General features: G+C 63.4%; 19 protein-coding genes and 1 pseudogene. 17 read left to right on the top strand and 3 right to left on the bottom strand.

The window, feature by feature from the left end; translation table 11 throughout:
- The first annotated feature begins 17 nt into the window (after positions 1-17).
- The 7 genes from ACT2BZ_RS06020 to ACT2BZ_RS05990 are packed head-to-tail and all read left to right on the top strand — an operon-like array spanning position 18 to position 5,673.
- Positions 18-995 (top strand): TRAP transporter substrate-binding protein, encoded by a 978-nt coding sequence (locus ACT2BZ_RS06020; protein ID WP_457939939.1) that lies wholly within the window; start codon positions 18-20, stop codon positions 993-995.
- Positions 996-1,053: 58 nt separating this feature from the next.
- Positions 1,054-1,617: a TRAP transporter small permease gene (locus ACT2BZ_RS06015; protein ID WP_457939938.1), complete on the top strand. Its 564-nt coding sequence runs from the start codon at positions 1,054-1,056 to the stop codon at positions 1,615-1,617.
- Position 1,618: 1 nt separating this feature from the next.
- Entirely contained in the window at positions 1,619-2,899 is a 1,281-nt protein-coding gene (locus tag ACT2BZ_RS06010) for a TRAP transporter large permease (RefSeq protein WP_457939937.1), read from the top strand.
- A gap of 9 nt (positions 2,900-2,908) precedes the next feature.
- Entirely contained in the window at positions 2,909-3,688 is a 780-nt protein-coding gene (locus ACT2BZ_RS06005) for a FadR/GntR family transcriptional regulator (RefSeq protein ID WP_457939936.1), read from the top strand.
- Between the two features lie 27 nt (positions 3,689-3,715).
- A complete protein-coding gene (gene kduI / locus ACT2BZ_RS06000; protein ID WP_457939935.1) occupies positions 3,716-4,567 on the top strand; it encodes a 5-dehydro-4-deoxy-D-glucuronate isomerase in 852 nt (283 codons plus the stop codon).
- Positions 4,564-5,328 (top strand): 2-dehydro-3-deoxy-D-gluconate 5-dehydrogenase KduD, encoded by a 765-nt coding sequence (kduD, locus tag ACT2BZ_RS05995; RefSeq protein ID WP_457939934.1) that lies wholly within the window; start codon positions 4,564-4,566, stop codon positions 5,326-5,328. Before kduI ends, kduD begins: the two co-directional genes overlap by 4 nt.
- 9 nt (positions 5,329-5,337) lie before the next feature.
- Complete coding sequence (locus ACT2BZ_RS05990; protein ID WP_457939933.1) at positions 5,338-5,673, top strand: cupin domain-containing protein; 336 nt, start codon at positions 5,338-5,340, stop codon at positions 5,671-5,673.
- 67 nt (positions 5,674-5,740) lie between these two features.
- Here ACT2BZ_RS05990 and ACT2BZ_RS05985 read toward each other — a convergent pair whose 3' ends face one another.
- Positions 5,741-6,772: a histone deacetylase family protein gene (locus ACT2BZ_RS05985; RefSeq protein ID WP_457939932.1), complete on the bottom strand. Its 1,032-nt coding sequence runs from the start codon at positions 6,770-6,772 to the stop codon at positions 5,741-5,743.
- Positions 6,773-6,988: 216 nt separating this feature from the next.
- Between ACT2BZ_RS05985 and ACT2BZ_RS05980 the strand changes: the two genes are divergently transcribed.
- From ACT2BZ_RS05980 to ACT2BZ_RS05960, 5 genes are all read left to right on the top strand, one after another.
- Positions 6,989-8,089, top strand: a complete 1,101-nt coding sequence (locus ACT2BZ_RS05980; protein WP_457939931.1) for an ABC transporter ATP-binding protein — start codon at positions 6,989-6,991, stop codon at positions 8,087-8,089.
- Between the two features lie 2 nt (positions 8,090-8,091).
- The gene (locus ACT2BZ_RS05975; RefSeq protein WP_457939930.1) at positions 8,092-9,015 is read left to right on the top strand and encodes an ABC transporter permease; all 924 of its coding nucleotides are present in this window, start codon (positions 8,092-8,094) and stop codon (positions 9,013-9,015) included.
- Positions 9,016-9,064: 49 nt separating this feature from the next.
- Complete coding sequence (locus ACT2BZ_RS05970) at positions 9,065-9,814, top strand: ABC transporter permease (RefSeq protein WP_457941234.1); 750 nt, start codon at positions 9,065-9,067, stop codon at positions 9,812-9,814.
- A gap of 27 nt (positions 9,815-9,841) precedes the next feature.
- Positions 9,842-10,876 carry an ABC transporter substrate-binding protein gene (locus ACT2BZ_RS05965; protein WP_457939929.1) on the top strand — a complete coding sequence of 345 codons (1,035 nt, stop codon included), beginning with the start codon at positions 9,842-9,844 and terminating at the stop codon, positions 10,874-10,876.
- A gap of 95 nt (positions 10,877-10,971) precedes the next feature.
- Positions 10,972-12,147, top strand: a complete 1,176-nt coding sequence (locus tag ACT2BZ_RS05960) for a serine hydrolase domain-containing protein (RefSeq protein WP_457939928.1) — start codon at positions 10,972-10,974, stop codon at positions 12,145-12,147.
- A gap of 2 nt (positions 12,148-12,149) precedes the next feature.
- Here ACT2BZ_RS05960 and ACT2BZ_RS05955 read toward each other — a convergent pair whose 3' ends face one another.
- Positions 12,150-13,472 (bottom strand): NAD(P)H-dependent oxidoreductase, encoded by a 1,323-nt coding sequence (locus ACT2BZ_RS05955; RefSeq protein WP_457939927.1) that lies wholly within the window; start codon positions 13,470-13,472, stop codon positions 12,150-12,152.
- 120 nt (positions 13,473-13,592) lie between these two features.
- Positions 13,593-14,783, bottom strand: a pseudogene (locus tag ACT2BZ_RS05950) (Gfo/Idh/MocA family protein).
- Between the two features lie 207 nt (positions 14,784-14,990).
- On the opposite strand from ACT2BZ_RS05950, the gene ACT2BZ_RS05945 reads away from it, so the two are divergent.
- From ACT2BZ_RS05945 to ACT2BZ_RS05925, 5 genes are all read left to right on the top strand, one after another.
- The gene (locus ACT2BZ_RS05945) at positions 14,991-15,911 is read left to right on the top strand and encodes a MurR/RpiR family transcriptional regulator (protein WP_457939926.1); all 921 of its coding nucleotides are present in this window, start codon (positions 14,991-14,993) and stop codon (positions 15,909-15,911) included.
- A gap of 64 nt (positions 15,912-15,975) precedes the next feature.
- Positions 15,976-16,758 carry an SDR family oxidoreductase gene (locus tag ACT2BZ_RS05940; protein WP_457939925.1) on the top strand — a complete coding sequence of 261 codons (783 nt, stop codon included), beginning with the start codon at positions 15,976-15,978 and terminating at the stop codon, positions 16,756-16,758.
- 38 nt (positions 16,759-16,796) lie between these two features.
- Entirely contained in the window at positions 16,797-18,266 is a 1,470-nt protein-coding gene (locus ACT2BZ_RS05935; protein ID WP_457941233.1) for a mannitol dehydrogenase family protein, read from the top strand.
- A gap of 42 nt (positions 18,267-18,308) precedes the next feature.
- Positions 18,309-19,223 carry a sugar phosphate isomerase/epimerase family protein gene (locus ACT2BZ_RS05930; RefSeq protein ID WP_457939924.1) on the top strand — a complete coding sequence of 305 codons (915 nt, stop codon included), beginning with the start codon at positions 18,309-18,311 and terminating at the stop codon, positions 19,221-19,223.
- A 63-nt stretch (positions 19,224-19,286) separates the two neighbouring features.
- Complete coding sequence (locus ACT2BZ_RS05925) at positions 19,287-20,321, top strand: ABC transporter substrate-binding protein (RefSeq protein ID WP_457939923.1); 1,035 nt, start codon at positions 19,287-19,289, stop codon at positions 20,319-20,321.
- Positions 20,322-20,349 lie beyond the last annotated feature (28 nt).

The raw sequence follows: 20,349 nt of genomic DNA, 5'->3' as shown, positions 1-20,349 counted from the left end.
GCAAACGGGAGGAAACCATGTTGCATTTCTCGAAACTGGCGGGGGCCACGCTGGTCGCCGCTTCGCTGATGGCGGGCGTCGCAAGCGCCCAGACGGTGCTGCGTTCGTCCGACACCCATCCGGACGGCTATCCGACCGTTGAGGCGGTCAAGTATTTCGGCGAGCTTCTGAAGGAGCGAACCGATGGCCGCTATACGGTCGAAGTGTTCCACTCCGCCCAACTCGGCGAAGAAAAGGACACGATCGAGCAGGTGCGCTCGGGCGTCATCGATCTCAATCGCGTTTCGATGGGACCGTTCAACGGGCTGATCCCGGAAACGACCGTGCCGTCTCTTCCCTATATCTTCCGTTCCATCGATCACATGCGCAAGGTGATGGATGGCGAGATCGGCGACGAAATCCTTGCCGCCTTCGAGCCGCACGGGGTGATCGGGCTTGCTTTCTATGACGGCGGCGCACGCTCCTTCTACAACTCGAAGAAGCCGATCAACTCCGTCGACGACCTGAAGGGCATGAAGTTCCGCGTCATGCAGTCGGACATCTTTGTCGACATGGTCAACGCTCTCGGCGCCAATGCGACGCCGATGCCCTATGGCGAGGTCTATTCCGGCATCGAGACGGGCGTTATCGACGGCGCCGAGAACAACTGGCCGAGCTACGACACGGCCAAGCATGCCGAAGTGGCCAAGTTCTACTCCCTGGACGAGCACCTGATAGTTCCGGAAGTGCTGGTGATGGCAAAGTCGAGCTGGGACAAGCTGACCCCGGAAGACCAGGCAATCGTCAGGCAGGCGGCCAAGGACAGCGTCGCCAAGCAGCGTGCGCTGTGGGAAGCCAAGGAGAAGGAGTCCCGCGCTCTGGTCGAAGCCAACGGCACGACCGTGACGACACCTGAGAAGAAGCCCTTCATCGATGCGATGGGTCCGGTTTACGACAAGCACGTCACCGATCCCAAGCTGAAGGACCTCGTGGCGCGCATCCAGGCCGTCCAATAAGCTCTCGGCGGCGGCGCCTTGGCTGCGCCGCCGCACCCTTCCCGCCGAGGCACCCGAAATGTCGATCAGCCCACAAGACCGAGAGTCACTGCCCGTGGTGACACGGATTCTTTCTCGCCTTTGCAGTCTGTCGCTGTGGCTTGCGGGCCTGGGTCTTGTTCTGATGACCGCCTTCGTGGCCTGGCAGGTCTACTGCCGTTACGTTCTAAACGATTCTCCGAGCTGGACCGAACCGGGCGCCGTGATGGTGATGAGCTGGTTCATCTTCCTTGGGGCCGCTGTCGGCGTGCGGGAAAATTTCCATCTCGGCTTCGACGTCCTGCTCTACATCCTGCCCAGGGGAAGCAAGGCGGCTCTTCGGACAGTGTCGGATCTCGTGGTCGGGGCTTTCGGCGTGGGCATGATCTACTACGGCTCCCAGCTCGTGATGCTGACCTGGGCATCCACGCTGCCATCGCTCGGTCTGCCGGGCAGCTTCGACTATCTGCCCGTCGTGGTCGGCGGCGTGCTCATAGTGCTCTTCTCGATCGAGCGGATCGCGCTGCGCTGGTCGGGCGTCGACATCGACCAGGACGTCAATCTCGAGGAAGTCCCGGCAATTGTCGCGACCAAGGAAGGCTGAAATGGAACTTGCAATTCTCTTCGGTTCCTTCGTCATTCTGATGCTGATCGGCACGCCGATCGCCTTCTGTCTCGGCGCCGCCAGCTTCGCCACGATCCTCTACATGGGACTGCCGCCGCTGGTGATCTTCCAGCGTCTCAATTCCGGCATGAGTGTCTTCACGCTGCTCGCCGTGCCATTCTTCATCTATGCCGGCGACCTCATGGTCAGGGGCGGCATCGCCAGCCGGATCGTCGCCTTCGCCGGGTCGCTGGTGGGTCACCTGCGCGGCGGGCTCGGCCAAGTCAACATTGCCACGGCGACGCTGTTCGGCGGCATCTCTGGATCGGCAGTGGCGGAGGCCGCCGCGGTCGGCGGCCTGATGATCCCGCAGATGAAGGCCCGCGGCTATGGCGCCGATTACGCCGTCAACGTGACGTCGATGGCGGCGCTTATCGCGCTCCTGCTGCCGCCGTCGCACAACATGATCATCTATTCGATCTCGGCCGGCGGAAAGATCTCGATCGCCGACCTCTTCACGGCCGGCATACTTCCGGGCCTGCTGCTGGCGCTTGCGCTAATGCTCACCGCCTACATGGTGGCGCGCAAGCGTGGCTATCCTACCGAAGCCTTTCCGGGCTTCCAGGCGGTCCTGCATCTCGGCGCGGTTGCCATTCCGGGGCTGCTTCTCATCGGCATCATCTTCGGCGGTGTGCGCTCCGGCATCTTCACCGCGACGGAGAGTTCCTGCATCGCCGTTCTCTATGCGCTCTTCGTCACCGTCTTCGTCTATCGGGCGATGAGCTGGGAGGCGTTCGTCGATGCGACGCTCGGCGCCGTGCGCACCACCGCCATGGTCCTCGTCATCATCGGGACAGCGGCAGCTTTCAGCTGGCTGATGGCCTACCTGCGGGTGCCGACGATGCTGATCGACTGGATGAGCAGCGTCTCGCAGAACCCGCTGATGATCCTGCTGCTGCTCAACGTCCTCATGCTGCTGCTCGGCACTTTCATGGACATGGGTCCGATGATCATCATCACGACGCCGATCTTCCTGCCCGTGGCGCAGCACTACGGCGTCGATCCGGTGCATTTCGGCGTCATCATGATCCTCAATCTCGGTATAGGTCTGAACACGCCGCCGGTGGGCGCAGTGCAATTCGTGGCCTGCGCGGTTGGCAAGATCTCTGTCTGGGAGGCGATGCGCTCGGTCTGGCCGTTCTACGGTGCCGGCATCGTCGTGCTCGGCCTGGTGACCTACATCCCGGCGATTTCGCTGTGGCTGCCGAGCGTTTTCAAGTAGGGACGGGACATGGCAGCTGACATCGAAACAGATCCCAAGGCCGACAGGCGCCCGAAACTATCCGAGCATGTGGTATCGGCGCTTCGGTCGCAGCTCCTCGGCGGCGAATTTTCAGCCGGTCAGAAACTCCCCACTGAGAGCCGTCTGACCGAGACGTTCGGCGTCAGCCGGACCGTCATTCGCGAAGCCATGGCGACCCTTGCGGCTGACGGGCTGGTCGAGTCGCGGCAGGGCGCCGGGGTCTTCGTCCGGGAGCGACCGTCTCTCGCCTTTGGTTCGATCGGACAGGAAATCGGCAACAAGATCTCGCAGGCGATCAATGTTCTCGAAGTCCGCATGGGGATCGAGATCGAAAGCGCCGGCCTGGCGGCGATGAGGCGAAACAATGCGCAGGCGGCCCAGATCCAGGAGGCCTTCTTCGAGTTTGAAAGACTGCTCCGGCTCGACCAGGCGACCGGCAAGACCGATTTCGAATTCCATCGGGCGATCGCCGCGGCAACCAACAACCCCTTCTACGTCGAGGTGCTCGAGGCGCTCGGCGCGCGCACCATACCCTGCGACATCACTTCACCGTGGGGAACCGAAAGCGTCCTTACGCGCGAGTATCAGGTCGGACTGCAGCGTGAGCATCTGATCATTCTCACCGCCATACAAAACGCCGACGCGCAAGCCGCGCGCGATGGCATGCGCGCGCATCTCGTCGCCAGCCAGGAACGCTATCGCGCCCGGCTGAACGGGCAGCAGGACGAATACATGTCGGGCATGGGAAAAACCTCCCGAACCGCCTGACGCCGACAATTTGCAGGAAAGAGCAACATGACCCGAAGCCATGTCGACTACAGCACCCGTTTTGCCATCGACCCGGCCGCGGCCGCAACCATGGGGACCGACGAGCTACGTCACAATTTCCATATTGCGGGCCTGTTCTCGGGAGGGCGCATCAGCCTGACCTATGCGCATTACGACCGGCTGGTTGTCGGAGGCGCCATGCCGGGCAAGGCCAGCTTGAGGCTGGAGACGATCATACCGACGGGTACGAAAAACTTTCTCGACAGGCGCGAACTGATCGCCGTCAATGTGGGCGGTAAGGGTAGCGTCACCGCGGATGGCAAATCCTTCGACTTGGGCACGCGCGACATGATCTATGTCGGCATGGGCACCGCGGATGTTGTCTTCGCTTCGGCTGACGAAGCTTCGCCGGCCAAGTTCTATCTTCTCAGCGCTCCGGCGCATCAGACCCACCCGACGAAGCATATCAGGATCGACGACGCCAAGCGCATCGATCTTGGCAGCCAGGCGACGTCGAACGAACGGTCGATCTTCCAATTCATCCACCCGGAGGGCGTAAAGACATGCCAGCTGGTTGTCGGCATGACGCAGCTGGCGCCGGGCTCGGTGTGGAACACGATGCCCTGCCACGTCCATGACCGGCGCTCGGAGGCCTATCTCTATTTCGACCTGCCGGAGGATGCGCGGGTGTTTCACCTGATGGGCGAGCCCGACGAGACGCGCCACCTGGTGATCGCCAACGAAGAGGCGATCCTGTCCCCCGGCTGGTCGATCCATTCGGGCGCCGGCACATCGAACTACGCCTTCATCTGGGCAATGGCCGGCGACAATGTCGACTATACAGATGTCGACCCGGTCGGCATGGCAGACCTTCGATGACCGACCTGTCTGCATTCAGCCTCGAGGGCAGGCGCATTCTGGTTACCGGCGCCAACACGGGCATCGGCCAGGGTATTGCGGTCTCGGTTGCGCGGGCCGGCGGCGCGGTTGTCGGCGTCGGGCGCTCGTCCATGGATGATACAGCCGCGAAGATTGCGGCCATTGGCGGCATCTTCACAGCGGCCAGATGCGACCTCGCCGACCACAAGGCCGCGCAGGCCATGCTTGACGCCGTGTGGCAGGAAGGTCCTCTAGACGGGCTGGTCAACAATGCCGGCATCATTCGCCGCGCCGATGCCATCGATTTCAGCGAAGCCGACTGGGACGACGTCATGGACCTCAATCTCAAGTCGCTGTTCTTTCTTAGCCAGGCCTTTGCGCGCCATGCGCTTGCTGAGCCGGGGCGACGCGGCAAGATCGTCAACATCGCCTCCGTGCTGAGCTTCCAGGGCGGCATCAAGGTTGCGTCCTACACCGCCGCCAAGCATGGGGTTCTCGGAGTGACGCGGCTCCTGGGCTGCGAATGGGCGGCGAAGGGGATCAACGTCAACGCCATTGCGCCGGGCTACATTGAGACCAACAACACCGAGGCGCTGCGCGCCGACCCTGACCGCAGCGCGGCTATCCTTGGCCGCATTCCGGCCGGCCGCTGGGGCGAACCCGACGACATTGGCGACGCGGCCGTGTTCCTGCTGGCACGGGCGTCCGACTACATGCATGGCGCGGTGGTGCCCGTCGACGGCGGATGGCTCGCACGATAGGATATGAACATGACAGAGACGAAGATTTTTGCGCAGCCGGGCGAGGGCGAATGGGTTACGACACCTGACGGCAACCGGCGCCGCGTGGTGCTGTTTACGGACGAACTGATGGTGGTGCAGTTTGCCTTCAAGAAGAATGGCGTCGGCGACTTGCATTCGCATCCGCACGTCCAGTCGAGCTATGTTGCCGAGGGACGTTTCGAGGTGACGATCGACGGCGTGACGGAAACAATCGCCGCCGGCGGCAGCTTCATCGTGCCGTCAAATCGCGTGCATGGCGTCAAGGCGCTCGAGGACGGCCTGCTGGTCGACACGTTCACGCCGCACCGCGCCGACTTCTTGTAACGTCGTTCAGATTCCGGAAGTTACCGGGAAGAAGCCGGAGCGGCAGCCGCGCTGCCGCTTTAAACAATCAGCTGCCGAGGAACCCCTCCAGCACGCTGACGGCGTTGACGCCGATCTCTTCCACCGCGTAGCCGCCTTCCATGACGAAAAGTGTCGGCAGGTTGAGCGCGGCAATGCGGCGCCCGATCTTCGGAAAGTCGTCCGTCTGCAGCTTGAACTGGCTGATCGGATCCTTCTCGAACGTGTCGACACCCAGCGACACCACCACGACCTCCGGGCCGTATGCCGCGAGATGACCGCATGCATCGTCAAGTGAGGCGCTCCAGCCACCCCAGTCCGTGCCGAACGGCATCGGATAGTTGTGGTTGAAGCCAAGCCCGGCTCCTTCTCCGCGCTCGTCGGCGTGACCCAGGAAGTATGGGTACTCGACCATGGGGTCGGCATGCAGGTTCAGCACCTGCACGTCGTCGCGGCTGTAGAATATCTCCTGCGTGCCGTTGCCGTGATGGTAGTCGACATCGAGGATGGAGACACGTGCCGCCCCCTGGTCGCGGTACCACTGGGCGACCACGGCAGCGTTGTTGATGTAGCAGTAGCCGCCCATGAAGGCCGAGCCGGCATGGTGGCCGGGGGGCCGGCAGAGGGCGAAGGCTGTGCGCTCGCCTGACTTGACAAGGCCGGCGGCAGTCAGCGCGACGTCATAGGACGACTTGACGGCTGGCCAGGTGCCTTCGACGAAGGGGGCGCCGCCGTCGAAGGAATAGTAGCCGAGCAGGGCGTCGATCGTCTTTGGGCGGACATCGCCGCGCAGGCCCCTGGTCGGCCAGGTGAAGGGGATGGCCGACCCGCCGCGGCCCGTCTTGTCCCAGAGCGGCCAGACGGTTGGCAGGAAGTCGATATAGTCGGCCCGGTGCACCCGCGCGGCTGCCGCGACATCGTGCACATTGGGCGGCAGGATCGGCCCGACCCCCTGCTTCTCGATCCTCGCCTTGACGATTTCGGCCCGCGACGGCTTCTCGAAGGCTGGCACGATGGCACCGCTGATCAATTCCATGGTTCCGGAATGCCCGAGATGGAGCGGCGAGTAGATAGTTTTCATGAGCGGAATCCGTTGCGCGATCGAGCAAGACCCTAGCCGCGCCGCAAGGCGCGCCGCAAGGGCCTGAATGGCCGTGGCGTTGCCGGGAGTTATGCCAGCCATTCGCAAAAGTCGCGGACGGCCAATCATTCTGTTGCCAAGCCCATTGGCATATGCTGACAATTGCGCGGGACGGCGCTGCCGCAGGCGCAGCCGGCAGGAGAGTGGGGCGTATGCGTGTCTGAATCAGCCGGTCGGAATGCCATTGATGTCCGCGGCGTGCGCAAGGTCTTCGGCTCAGGCGACGGTCAGGTAACGGCGCTGGACACGGTTTCGGTGTCCATCCGCGAAAACGAGTTCTTCACGCTGCTCGGACCCTCCGGTTGCGGAAAGACCACGCTGCTCAGGCTGATTGCAGGGTTCGAGTTCCCGACCGACGGGCAGATCATGCTGCATGGCGAGGACATCGCGCTGCTGCCGCCCTTCCGGCGACCGGTCAACACTGTTTTCCAGAGTTACGCCCTGTTTCCGCACATGACGGTGGCCGAGAATATCGCCTTCGGGCTCGAGATGCTCGGAAAGAGCCGGTCCGAGATCGACGGGCGCACCGCCGACATGCTGAAGCTCGTCCAGATGGAGGAACTCGCAAAGCGCAAGACGAGCGAGATCTCCGGCGGCCAGCAGCAACGCGTTGCGCTGGCCCGCGCGCTCGCGCCCCAGCCAAAGGTGCTGCTGCTCGACGAACCGCTGTCGGCGCTCGACTACAAGCTGCGCAAGGAGATGCAACTCGAGCTTAAGCAGCTTCAGCACGAGACAGGCATCACATTCATCTTCGTCACCCACGACCAGGAAGAAGCGCTGACCATGTCGGACCGCATTGCCGTCATGTCGGCCGGCAAAATTCTTCAGGTCGGATCGCCGCATGATATCTACGAACATCCTGCCGAGCGCTTCGTTGCCGGCTTCATCGGCGAGACGAATTTCCTGGACGCCGAAGTCGTGGCCACCTCTGCCGGCAGCGCGACGGTGAAGCTGCCGTCCGGCAAGCAGATACCGGCCGGTCTGCCGGAGGGATTCCAGCCGGGTTCCCGCGTGAGCCTCGCGGTGCGGCCTGAAAGGGCGCAAATCGTTGTCGCCGACCCTGACGCAACCCTGGCCGGCGTCATCGACAATCTCGTCTATCTCGGGACGGACACGCATTTCCATCTTCGGCTAGACGGCGGCGAAGCGTTCATCGTGCGGCAGCAGAACAGCAGTGGCAGCGGCATAAACTTCGCCACCGGCGACCGCGTCGGCGTCATTCTCGGCGACGACGCCGCGCAGATACTGAAGGATTGACGATGACGTCGGCCCAGGACGTTGCCCAGCAGATCGAACGGAGAGACATCCGCAACCGCTGGCTGCTTTCGGCCCCGGCCCTCGTGATCATCTTTCTTGCGGCTATCGGGCCGCTTCTCGTCATGGTCGCATACTCCTTCATGGTGAAGGGCGACTACGGCGACGTCCGCTTCGGCGAATTCTCGCTCGACGGCTGGTTCTCCGTCCTGTTCTGGCGCGATATTTTCGACGATACGATCGGGCTTGCCGATGCGCATCTTTCCATTCTCTGGCGCTCTATCCGGTTGTCCTTCATCACCACGGCGCTGACGCTCGCCTTCGGTTTTCCAACCGCCTATTTTATCGCGACGCGGCCGCCGAGCACCCGAGAGGTCTGGGTTTTCCTGATCACCATTCCCTTCTGGACGAACCTCCTGATCCGCACCTTTGCGATGCAGGAGGTCGTACGCAACGAAGGGATTCTGAATTCGCTGATGATCTGGTCCGGCATCGTCGATCAGCCGGTGCAGATCATGTACACCGACGCGGCAATCCTGTTCGGCATGGTCTATGTCTACCTGCCGCTGATGGTGCTGCCGCTCTACGCCAGCATGGAGAAGCTGGACTTCCGCCTGGTCGAGGCGGGCTACGATCTCTATGCGACCAGGGCGCGCGTGCTGTGGCGCATCATCATTCCGCTTGTGCGCCCGGGCGTCATTGCCGGGTCGATCCTGGTGTTCATCCCTTCGCTCGGTGCCTACGTCATTCCGCGTGTGCTGGGAGGCGGCAAGAACATGATGCTCGGCAACCTGATCGAACTGCAGTTCGGGGCCGGCCGCAACTGGCCGCTCGGCGCCGCGATGTCCATCACCGTGATGCTCATCGTCATGCTGGCCCTGCTGGTCTATGTGCGCAACGCGACACGTTCGGGTGTGCAGCATGGCTAGGAAAAGGGCGTTCGATCTTCGCAACCAGACCGGCTTCGCCACGGTGGCGATGTTCACCTTCTTCATGCTCTACCTGCCAATGGCGGCGCTTGTTGTCTATGCGTTCAACGCCGGCAACTCGATGGCCATCTGGGAGGGCGTCTCGCTGCGCTGGTTCTATTCGGCGGCCAGCAACGAGCGCGTCCAGGACGCCGCATTGCGGTCTGTGATCATCGCTGCGTGTGCTGCATCGGTTGCCAGCATCGCCGCCACCATGGCCGCCATTGCCACGACGCGGACCAAGCCCTATCCGGGCCTGACGTTCAAATACGCCTTCATCAACCAGCCGCTGATGGTGCCGGAAATCGTCACCGCGGTGGCGCTGCTGATCGTCTTCTCGCGCATCAAGGTGTGGACTGGATATTCGGGCATCGGCTACCTGATCGCCGCCCACTCCGCCTTCTGCATCCCTTTCGCCTACCTGCCGATCCGGGCACGGTTGGAGAACATGAACCTGACGCTGGAGCAAGCCGCGGCCGATCTCTACGCGACGCCCTGGCTCGTGTTCCGCCGGATTACGCTGCCCTTGTTGCGGCCCGGCATCATTGCCGGCTTCATGCTGGCATTCGTCATCTCGCTGGATGACGTTGTGATTACCGAGTTCGTGAAATCGGGCGGGCAGGATACGCTGCCTACCTACATGCTGGGGCAACTGCGCCGGGCAACGACGCCCGAGGTGAACGCCATTGCGACGGTGTTCCTTCTGTTTTCGGTGCTTCTCGTCACCGCATTCTTTTTCATCAACCGCCGAAAGGCATAGCGTGCAAATTCAGCAGGGAGATCGACCATGAAGACTGCACTGAGAATGACGACGACAGCAATCGCGCTGCTGGCGCTGGCAGGCGCGACGCACGCGGAGGGCGCGCTCAACATCTACAACTGGGGCGACTACACGAGCCCCGAGCTGATCAAGAAGTTCGAGGCCGCGAACGACGTCAAGGTGACGATCACCGACTACGACTCCAACGACACGGCGCTCGCCAAGGTCCGCGCGGGCGGGCACGGCTTCGACATCGTCGTTCCCTCCGCCAACTACGTGCCGATCTGGGTGAAGGAGGGCCTTCTGCTCGAATCCCGTCCCGACCAGATGGAGAACTTCAAGAATGTCGATCCGCGCTGGGTCGACGTGCCGTGGGATCCGGGCCGCCACTACTCCGTGCCGTGGCAGTGGGGCGTGACCGGCATCGGCGTCAATTCCAAGGTCTATGGCGGTGACATCAACACGTCGGCGATCTTCCTCGATCCGCCGGCCGAACTCGTCGGCAAGATCAACGTCGCGCCCGAGATGAACGACGTGCTCTTCGCAACCATCAAGTATTTCGGCGGCGAGTGGTGCACCGAGGACCGGGAGCTTCTCAAGAAGGTTCGCGACAAGGTCGTCGAGGCCAAGACGAAGTGGCTCGCGATGGACTACAGCGTGACCGAGAAGCTGCCTGCCGGCGACTACTCCGCCGTCTATTACTGGAACGGCGCCATCATGCGCTCGCGGCTGGCCAACCCCGACATCAAGTTCGGCTACCCGAAGGAAGGCTATCCGATCTTCATGGACAGCGTAGCGATCCTGAAGGACGCGGCCAATGTCGAGAACGCCAAGCTGTTCATGAACTTCATCATGGACCCGGAAAATGCAGCGTTGATTTCGAGCTTCGCGAAATATGCCAACGGCATCAAGGGATCCGAGCAGTTCATGCCGGAAGACATGAAGACGGCGCCTGAACTGGTGGTGCCTGCCGAATTCGAAAAGGCAGGCGAATTCCTGAAGAGCTGCTCGCCGGAGACGGTCGATCTCTATTCGCGGATCTGGACCGAGCTGCAGAAGTAGTTCGGCACTCGGGCCCGGCATCACCGCCGGGCCCGCACTTGCGGCCAATCCCTGACACCAGACATATGCGGCGCTCCTTGCCGGAAGGACCATCCTTGACTGACGCGTTTACAACCCGCTTCGGCTTTCCCCGCAGCGAGGTTTCTCTCGCCAACTGGCGGCTCGCTCCCTACAGCGCATGGTCGTTTCACAACGCTGCCGAAATGGTGCCGAGCGCTGTGATCGCCGCTGCTGACGGTTCGGAGCCTCCCGCGGCCGACCCCACATGGCTGCTGGCGCAGACGCGGGCGGACGGGACGCAGGAGAAGATCGACGACTTCCTGCGACGCTCGCATACCGATGCGCTGGTCGTCATGAAAAACGGAAAGTTCGTGGCGGACTTTCATGCGCCGCACCACGCTCCCAGAGCCCCCCACATCGTGTTCTCGATCAGCAAATCGCTGACCGCGATCCTTGCGGGAATGTTGCAGGAGGACGGCGCGCTCGACCCCAATTCGCCGATCACGGATCATGTGCCGGAGGTCGCCGGTTCTGCCTATGGCGACGCGACGGTGCGGCACCTCCTCGACATGGCGGTCGCGCTCGATTTCGACGAAAGCTACCTCGACCCGGAAAGCGATTTCGCGCGCTACCGGCGAGCCATGCTCTGGAACCCACAGCTTCCGGGCCGGGCCGAGGAAGCCATGCTCGGCTTCCTCGCCTCGCTGAAGAAGGGGGCGGGCGACCACGGCGCACCCTTCCGCTACCGCTCGCCGAACTCCGACCTCTTGGGCATTGTCGTGGAGCGCGCAGCAGGCCGGCGCTATGCCGAGCTGATGAGCCAGCGCCTTTGGAAGCCGATGGGTGCGAAGGCCGATGGCTTCGTGACGGTCGATCGCGAAGGCACCGCCCGCGCGGCCGGCGGCGTCAGCGTCACGGCACGGGACCTTGCGCGCGTCGGCGAACTCATGCGCAACGGCGGCGTCACGGGCGGCAAGCGCGTTCTGCCGGAAAGCTGGGTGCAGGACACGCTGACCGGCGGCGACGCAGACGCCTGGCGACAGGGTGACTTCGCGCACCTGCTGGAGAACGGCCGCTACCGAAACAAGTGGTACCAGACCGGCTTCGCAAACGGCGCATTCTTCGCCATCGGCATCCATGGGCAATGGCTGTGGGTCGATCCCGAGGCGGCTGTCGTGGTCGTGCGCCTTTCGTCCCAGCCGGAGCCTGTCGACGACCCGCTGGATCTCGAGTGCATCGCGCTGTTTTCCCGGATCGCCGAGCTCTCCTAGGCTCAGGCAGCGTTGCTTGCGAAGCGCCCGTCGGCCTGGTCAAGCCGTTTACGGATCTGCGTAATGATCATGGAGTCGTCGGGCACGCAGTTTTCGTAGGTCAGGAACTCGCCTGTCTTGAGCGGCCGGAGAACCTTGGCGCGCTCGGCGAGACCGATCGGCACCGCGCCGGCACGACGCGCATCTTCCCAGGTCATCGCGAAGCCGCGGTAGTCGGTCTCGCCGATCATGCCGAGCGTGTCGCCGGCGCCGAGATCGCGCTTGGCGACAGCTACGGCCTCGGCTACAGGCCGGTCAAGCGGCTCGAGATCGGCACGCTTGTAGATCACCGCGTGGGCAGCCGAGAGGGGCACTTCAAGGCTGGTCAGGTGGTAGGGCCTGAAGAGGGTGAAATAGGGCCCCTTGCCGACCTTCAGGTCGCTCATCCGTTCGAGCACGCGCGGATGCTTCGTCTCTATGACGCAGAACACGCCGGGCGCGACGCCCTTGCCGATCGAGTAGTCGACGACACCCTTCCGGTTGAGGATGCCGCCGTCCTCGCGCGGGCATAGGACGTCCGCCAGTTCGTCCCGCCCCGCTGCCGGCCCGTGCATTCCGGGCACGTCGGGAACGAGGCCCGTCGCGTTGGCGATGGCGACCATCTCGACGGCCGTCTTGGAGCCGTCGACGAACTCGACGAGCATGCGCGCATTCATGTTGCGTTCGGCCGCCTCTTTCTCGTAGGCGGCCGGCACGGCATCGATCCTGAGAGGATTGTTCTTACCCTTTCCCGCTGCGACGATGCCGAAGCCGAGCGTCCTGGCAAAGCCGATCAATTCCAGCGCGCAGGCCGGTTCGTCGCCTGCGGCACCGGTGTAGACGACGCCAGCCTTGCGGGCTTCCTCATGCAGGAACCGGCCGATGGTGATGTCGGCCTCGACGTTCAGCATGACGATGTGCTTGCCGTTCCTGATGACCTCGAGTGCCAGCAGTGTCCCGGAGTTGGGGTTACCGGTGGCGTCGATGACGACGTCGATGCGCCCCGCCGTGGCAAGCGCCTTCAGGTCCTCCGTCACGGCGATCTTGCCCGCCTCTATCGCCCGGTCGATGTCGGTTGCCGAACCGGCCTGGACGATGTCCGATCGCTCATGGCCCGCCAGAAGCGCCGCGTCGATGGCGGACTGCGGGCGCACCTCTGCGATCGCGCCGATCCGCATTCCCGTCATCAGGGCAACCTGCACGACAAGGTCCGTCCCCATCTGGCCCGCGCCGGCAAGGCCGATGGTTATCGGGCCATGTTGTTCCGCGCGCTGTTGCAGCTCGGCGGGAAATTGCAGATGCGTCATGCGTAAACTCTCCCAGACCGGCGAACCTTCGCCGGCGTTTAACCGCCATTCCTATGTGCAGCCGGGAAAATTTCCAACAGTTCTGTAGCTTCCGCCTGGCGATTCAATCCGATGTCCGGATCAGGCTGGCAGAAACCGGGCCGGTGTCCAGGTGCCGCCGGCCCGGCTGGATTCGACCGCGGCAGCGACGAATTTCACGCCGCGGGCTCCGTCGACAACGTCAGGTACCTGGGCAGCCCGCGCTGGATCGACCGCCAAGCCGCCGCGATGGGCACGAATGATCTCGGCCGCGTCACAGTAGAAGTTGGCGAAGGCCTCGATATAGCCTTCCGGATGGGCGGCCGGCATGCGCGAGACCCGCTGGCTCTCCGCGGAGGCGCCATGGCCGCCGCGCACGATGGTGCGTGTCTCCTCGCCATAGACCGAGAAGCGCAGTTCTTCCGGCCGCGCGCCCGACCATTCGAGCCCGGCCTTGTCGCCAAAAATGCGGACCGAGAGATCGTTGTAGTGGCCGGGCGAGGTCTGACTGGCCAGGATTGTCCCGCGCGCGCCGCCGGTCCAGCGCACCATGACATGGGCATTGTCGTCGAGGCGCCGTCCCGGGACGGCGGTGAAAAGGTCGGCTGCGACCACTTCGGCCTCGCAGCCGGAGATATAACTCGCCAGGTTGAAGGCATGCACGCCGATGTCGGCGAGCACGGCCGACTGGCCAGCTCGCGCCGGGTCGGTCCGCCACTCTGCCTGCTTCTGGCCCTCCGCGTCGATCGGCAACGTCAACCAGTCCTGGATGTAGGCGGCATGCAGCGAAACGATGCGGCCGAGTTCGCCGGCCGCCACCATCTCGCGCGCCTGCCTGACCATGGCGTAGCCCGTGTTGTTCAGCGTGACGACGAAACGGCGCTTGCGCGCTCGGGCCAGCGCCACGAGCGCCTCGGCATCGGCAAGCGTCGCCGACAGCGGCTTGTCGCAGATGACGTCGATGCCAGCCTCTAGGAAGGCCGTCGCGATCGGCGCATGCAGATGGTTGGGCGTGACGATGACGACCGCCTCGATGCCGTCCGCCCGGGCTGCCTCGGCACGTGCCATCTCGCGGTAGTCCGCCTAGCTGCGGTCGGGCGCAATGCCGATTTCCTGGGCGGAGGCCGCGGCGTTGGTCGGATCGGACGACAGCGCCCCGGCAACCAGCGAGATCCGGTCGTCAAGGCGAATGGCGAGCCGGTGGACGGCGCCGATGAAGGCATTGCGGCCGCCGCCGACCATGCCAACTCTCAGGCGATCATGCGCCACCTTGTCTGTCGTTGCATAGACCATGCTCCCGGTACTCCTTCCCATGTAGCCAGCGCAGCGTTGTACCGATCATAAAGTGGCATCCGAAAGTTTCGAACGCAATTTCCAAATTTTCATTTTGTAAATTGGAATGGCGGGACTAACTTGCGGCAGTGCCGGGGCCGGAAAGAGCCGGGAGGAGGTTCGGGTGAGTTTCAGTCCGAGAAGCGGTACCTCGCTCGTGCCGGCAGCATGAGGGGCGCTCGCAAGACCCCCGCAAAGCTGGCGGGCAGTGGTCGCGAAGAGTCGGCGAGCGGCAAGAAGGCGCGATCACTCGCAGCACTTGGCCACGCCAAGCCGCAGACCTACGAGGAACTGCGCGCTGTCCTGTCGTCCGGAACCGTGCATTTTCCGAAACGGCTGCGTCAGGTCGCCATCTTCCTCTGGCAGCACCCAAGCGAGGTCGCTCTCGGCACGATTGTCCAGGTGGCGGAGCAGGCTGGCGTTCAGCCCTCGACGCTGGTGCGCTTCGCCAAGACCTTCGGTTATTCCGGCTTTTCCGACTTCCAGGGCCTGTTCAAGGAACACGTCAAGGGATCCTGGCCAGAGGGGGCCGCCCGCGAAGGAGCCGGCCCGGGGACTGCGGATACCGGCGAGCACGGCCATTTCCTTACCGGCATGGTGGGAGCTTCGCGCGCTTCGCTTGGCAGGCTGGACAGCGAGTTCGATTTCGACAGTTTCGATACGATGGTAGAGCAGCTGGCGGCGGCGGAACTGATCTATGTAATCGGTAGCAAGCGGGCCTTCCCGGTCGCGACCTATCTCTCACTGACGCTTTCACAGCAGGGCGTGCGCAATCTGCTCGTCGACAATGTCGGGTCCAATGCGCTCGATCAGGTTGCGTGCATCGGCAGGCGGGACGCCGTGCTCGCGATCTCCTTCAGCCCGTACAATTCGATCACGCCCGACCTGGTGGCCGTCGCAAACGAGCGCAACGCCTGTATCGTCACAATTACCGACAGCACCTTCAGCCCGCTGGTCAAGTTGTCGGACACCTGGCTGGAAGTGGTCGAGTCGGACTTTGCCGGGTTCCGTTCGCTTGCCGCGTCGCTCGCCGTCGGCATGGCGCTGGTACATGGCGTCGTCGCACGCCGCGGATCGCGACCGGAGTGAGATTGACGGAGCGGAATGGTTATTCCATATTCTAAAAAATAGAAACTGTGTTCTGGGAGGGCCGGTGGAAATCAAACTCGACGGCAAGGTGGTTCTGGTGACGGGATCGACGCAGGGCATCGGCCGAGCAATCGCCGTGACGCTCGCCCGTTCCGGCGCCGGAGGCCTGCTGATCACCGGCAGAGACGAGGTGCGGGGGCAGGCGGTTGCTGAAGAACTCTCGCACGTCGGGGCGCCGTCGATCTTCGTCGCCGCCGACCTTTCGGACGCGGGAGCGCCTGGCCGTCTGGTGCGAGCATGCCTCGACCGGTTCGGGCGCATCGATGGGCTGGTCAATGCTGCGGGCCTGACCGACCGGGTCTCCCTCCTCGAGGCCGACCTCGACGATTGGGACAAGCTGTTCACGGTCAACGCGCGCGCGCCTTTCTTTCTCATGCAAGCGGCGATCACGGCCATGCGCCAACGGGGCGAGGGCGGCGCCATCGTCAACATCCAGTCGATCAACGCGCATTGCGGCACTCCCGAGCTTGCCGTCTATTCAGCAAGCAAGGGTGCGCTCGCCACACTCACACGCAGCGCTGCCAACGCACACCGTTTCGACCGCATCCGGGTCAATGGCATCAATGTCGGATGGACCGACACGCCTGCCGAACGCATCATGCAGGGCGACACGCTCGGCCACGGTCCGGGCTGGCTCGACGAGGCATCGGCATCGCAGCCTTTCGGTTGCCTGTTTACCGCCGAAAATGTAGCTCGGCTCGCTGTGTTCCTGCTTTCGGATGCAGCCGGGCCTATGACCGGCGCTCTGATCGACCAGGAACAATGGGTGGTGGGGGCAAACCGGTGAACGCCCCCGCCGGAGCGCTCGAGAAGCTCGGCCCCGCCATGCTGGCGCGACTGCCGGCCGGCATTGCGGGACCAGCCTATGACAGGGCGAAGCTGCAGCCAGGCATGGCACATATCGGCGTGGGCGCATTCCATCGCTGCCATCAGGCCGAATACACGGACGACCTCCTCGCTCGACACTTCGACCGCTGGGGCGTCGTCGGCATCAATGTCCGGCCGCCAAACCTGTCGAAGACCCTGGGCGGCCAGGGCAGTCTCTACACGCGACTGATCCGAGAGGACCAGCGCGTGGAAGCGCGTGTCATCGGCAGCATCGTGTCGGTCGTCGACAGCCAGGAGAGCGCCGAGCCGGCGCTTGATGCCCTGGCAACATCCGATATCGACGTGGTGACGCTCACCGTCACCGAGAAGGGCTATTGCCACCGGCCATCGAGCGGCGAACTCGATCTCGACCACCCCGACATCGTCCACGACATGGCCAACCCCCGGGCACCGCGTAGCGTGCCGGGCATATTGGTGGAAGCACTCGACAAACGCAGGAAGACGCATGGTCGTCCTGTCACACTGCTCAGCTGTGACAATATCCAGGCAAACGGCAAGGTGCTCGCCAATGTCGTGCGTTCGCTCGCCGCCCGTCGCGACACCGGGCTGATGGACTGGATTGCGGACAACGCCACCTTCCCGTCGGCCATGGTCGACCGGATTGCGCCCGCAACCTCGACAGACGACATCGAGACTGTGGAGCGGCGCTTTGGCTATCGCGACGATGCCGTCGCCGTCGGAGAGCCGTTCCGCCAATGGGTGATAGAAGAGAAATTCGCCGGCCGATTCCCGCGCTGGGATCTCGTCGGCGCGAGCTTCGTCAACGATGTCACGCCGTTCGAGCATCTCAAGATGCGCGTGCTCAACGGCGCGCAAACGACGCTTTGCTACCTTGGCGTCCTGGCCGGCCTCGAGCACACGTCGGACGCGATCGCCAATCCCCTGCTCGCAGCCTTCGTGCGACGCATGCTGGTCGAAGGGACGCTGCCGACGCTGATGCCGGTGCCCGGCGTTTCGCCGGAGGCCTATGTCGAGCAGAGCCTCGCGCGTCTCAGGAACACCGCCATCCGCCACCGCAACCACCAGGTGGCGACGGACGGCTCGCAGAAGATCGTGCAAAGGCTGCTCAACCCGATCCGCGAAAGTCTGCAGGCAGGACGCGACATCACGCTTCTTTCCGTTTCCGCCGCAGGCTGGATGGCCTATCTCATCAAGGCGTCTGCGCGTTTTGGCGCGAAATGGAAGGTTTCGGATCCCTGTGCGGACAGGGTAGCCGCGCTGGCTGAACGGACTGGCAAGGATGTAAGGGCGCTGACGGAAGGGATCTTGTCGATCGAGACGATCTTCGATCCCGGACTAGCCGCGAACGGTAAATTTCGCCGCGGCGTGTCGGAGGGCCTGGAGGGACTGCTCTCGGACGACCCCATTGAGTTCATCAGGGGGATCTGCGCGCGTCAGGCGTGTTGAAGCGTCCGGAGCAATCTGGAACTACGAAGAGGAAGAGAGGATATGAAGCTAGGACTGCTGACCGCACCGTTCCCGGATCAATCGCTAGGCGAAGTTGCCGACTGGGCGATCTCAGTCGGCTTCGAAGCGTTGGAGATCGCGTGCTGGCCGAAGTCTTCCGGCGCGAGCCGCCGCTATGCCGGAACCAGTCACATCGACGCGGACGGCACTTCGGCTTCGCAGGCGAAGGAAATTGCTGCGTCGCTGTCGGAAAAGGGAGTGACTGTCTCCGGCCTCGGCTTCTATCCCAATCCGCTGCATCCCGATGCAGACCACCGGCAGGCGGTGATCGATCATCTCAAGAAGGTCATCGTCCTGGCCTCGCGCATGGGTGTCGGCGTCGTCAACACCTTCTGCGGCGGCGACGCGTCGAAGACCGTCGATGCAAACTGGGAAGACGCACTCAAGGTCTGGCCGGAGGTGATCGCGCACGCGCGCGACAACGGCGTCAAGCTGGCCTTCGAAAACTGCCCGATGATTTTCAGCTACGACGAATGGCCCGGAGGCCACAACATCGCCTACGCGCCCTACATCTGGCGCCGCATCCTCGAAGCCTGGGGTGGCGATGTCGGCATGAACTTCGACCCGTCCCACCTCGTCCTGCAGATGATTGATCAGGACAGGTTCATCAGGGAGTTCGGCGCGAGCATGCTGCATGTCCACGCCAAGGACCTGATGATCGACCGCGACGGGCTCTACGAACGCGGCATCCTGTCGGCCGGCATGGGATGGCAGGTTCCGCGCATGCCGGGTCTCGGCGACGTGGACTGGAGCGGATTCTTCGCCGGCCTTTACCGGGCCGGCTATGACGGGCCTGTCATCATCGAGCATGAGGACCGGCGTTTCGAAGGGAGCGATGATAAGGTGAAGCGTGGATTTCTCCTCGCCCGCGACGTTCTTCGCCCCTTCGTCAAGTGACGGCGGAAACGAGAAACCAAGACCAAGAACAACAAACAGTTCAACACTCGGAGGAAGACGACAATGCGTAATTCAAGATATCTGGCAATGCACCTCGGCGGCGCGGCACTTCTGGCTTCGGTCGTCGCCTCGAATGCAGAGGGACCCTATACGATCGGTGTTTCGAACACCGTCCAGGGCAACGGCTGGCGCGAGGAAATGATCTGCGCGATCAAGGCCCAGGCGCTTGCCTCGGGCGAGGTGGACAAGCTGAACATCGCGCACCGCAACACCGATGCTTCGGGCCAGCTCGAGGACCTGCGCAATCTGATCAGCGCCGGTGTCGATGCCATCGTTGTCAACCCGGCCGACCCGGCTGGCATCAAGGCGGCGCTCGAGGAAGCGACCAAGGCCGGCATCGTCGTGGTCGCGGTTGACCAGACGGTCACCGAGCCGACCGCCTACATCATCTCCAACAACCAGGAGGAATACGCTTATCTTGGTGCCAAGTGGCTGTTCGAGACGATCGGCGGCAAGGGATCCGTGGTCTACATGCGTGGCGCAGCCGGTGCATCGGCAGACAGCGACCGCGATACCGGCTTCAAGCGGGCCCTCGCCGAGTTCCCGGATGTCACGGTGGCGCATGAGGTCTTCACCGGCTGGCAGCAGGACCAGGGCAAGCAGCAGATCCTGGACTTCATTTCCAGCGGCCTGCCGTTCGACGGTATCTGGACCTCGGGCATCGACAATGTGATCGTCGACGCGCTGGTTGAATCGCAAACGCCGCTGGTTCCGGTCGTCGGCGCCGACAACGCCGGTTTCGTTGGCCAGCTCACCTCCGTCGAGGGCCTCAAGGGCGCGGCGGTCACCAATCCGGGTTCGATCGGCGGCGCCGGCGTGACGCTCGCCTTGCAGATTCTCAATGGCAAGAAGCCGGCCGAGCAGACCGTGCTGGTCAATCCGCAGATCTGGGCAAACACCACCGACGAGGGCATGGCACAGCTGAAGGCTGCCGCCGATCCGTCGCTCAGCCCCGAATGGCCGGTCAGCATCTCGATCCCGGACTGGACCACCTACAGCAAGGAACAGATCGTGGCCTGCAAGGGCCCGGGTGAATAACCAGGATCACGACGGGGACGGCGGCCGA

The organism is Mesorhizobium sp. 10J20-29 (genome assembly GCF_054130485.1).
The sequence above is the reverse complement of the archived record's forward strand: the minus strand, read 5'-3'. Positions and strand labels throughout refer to the sequence as shown.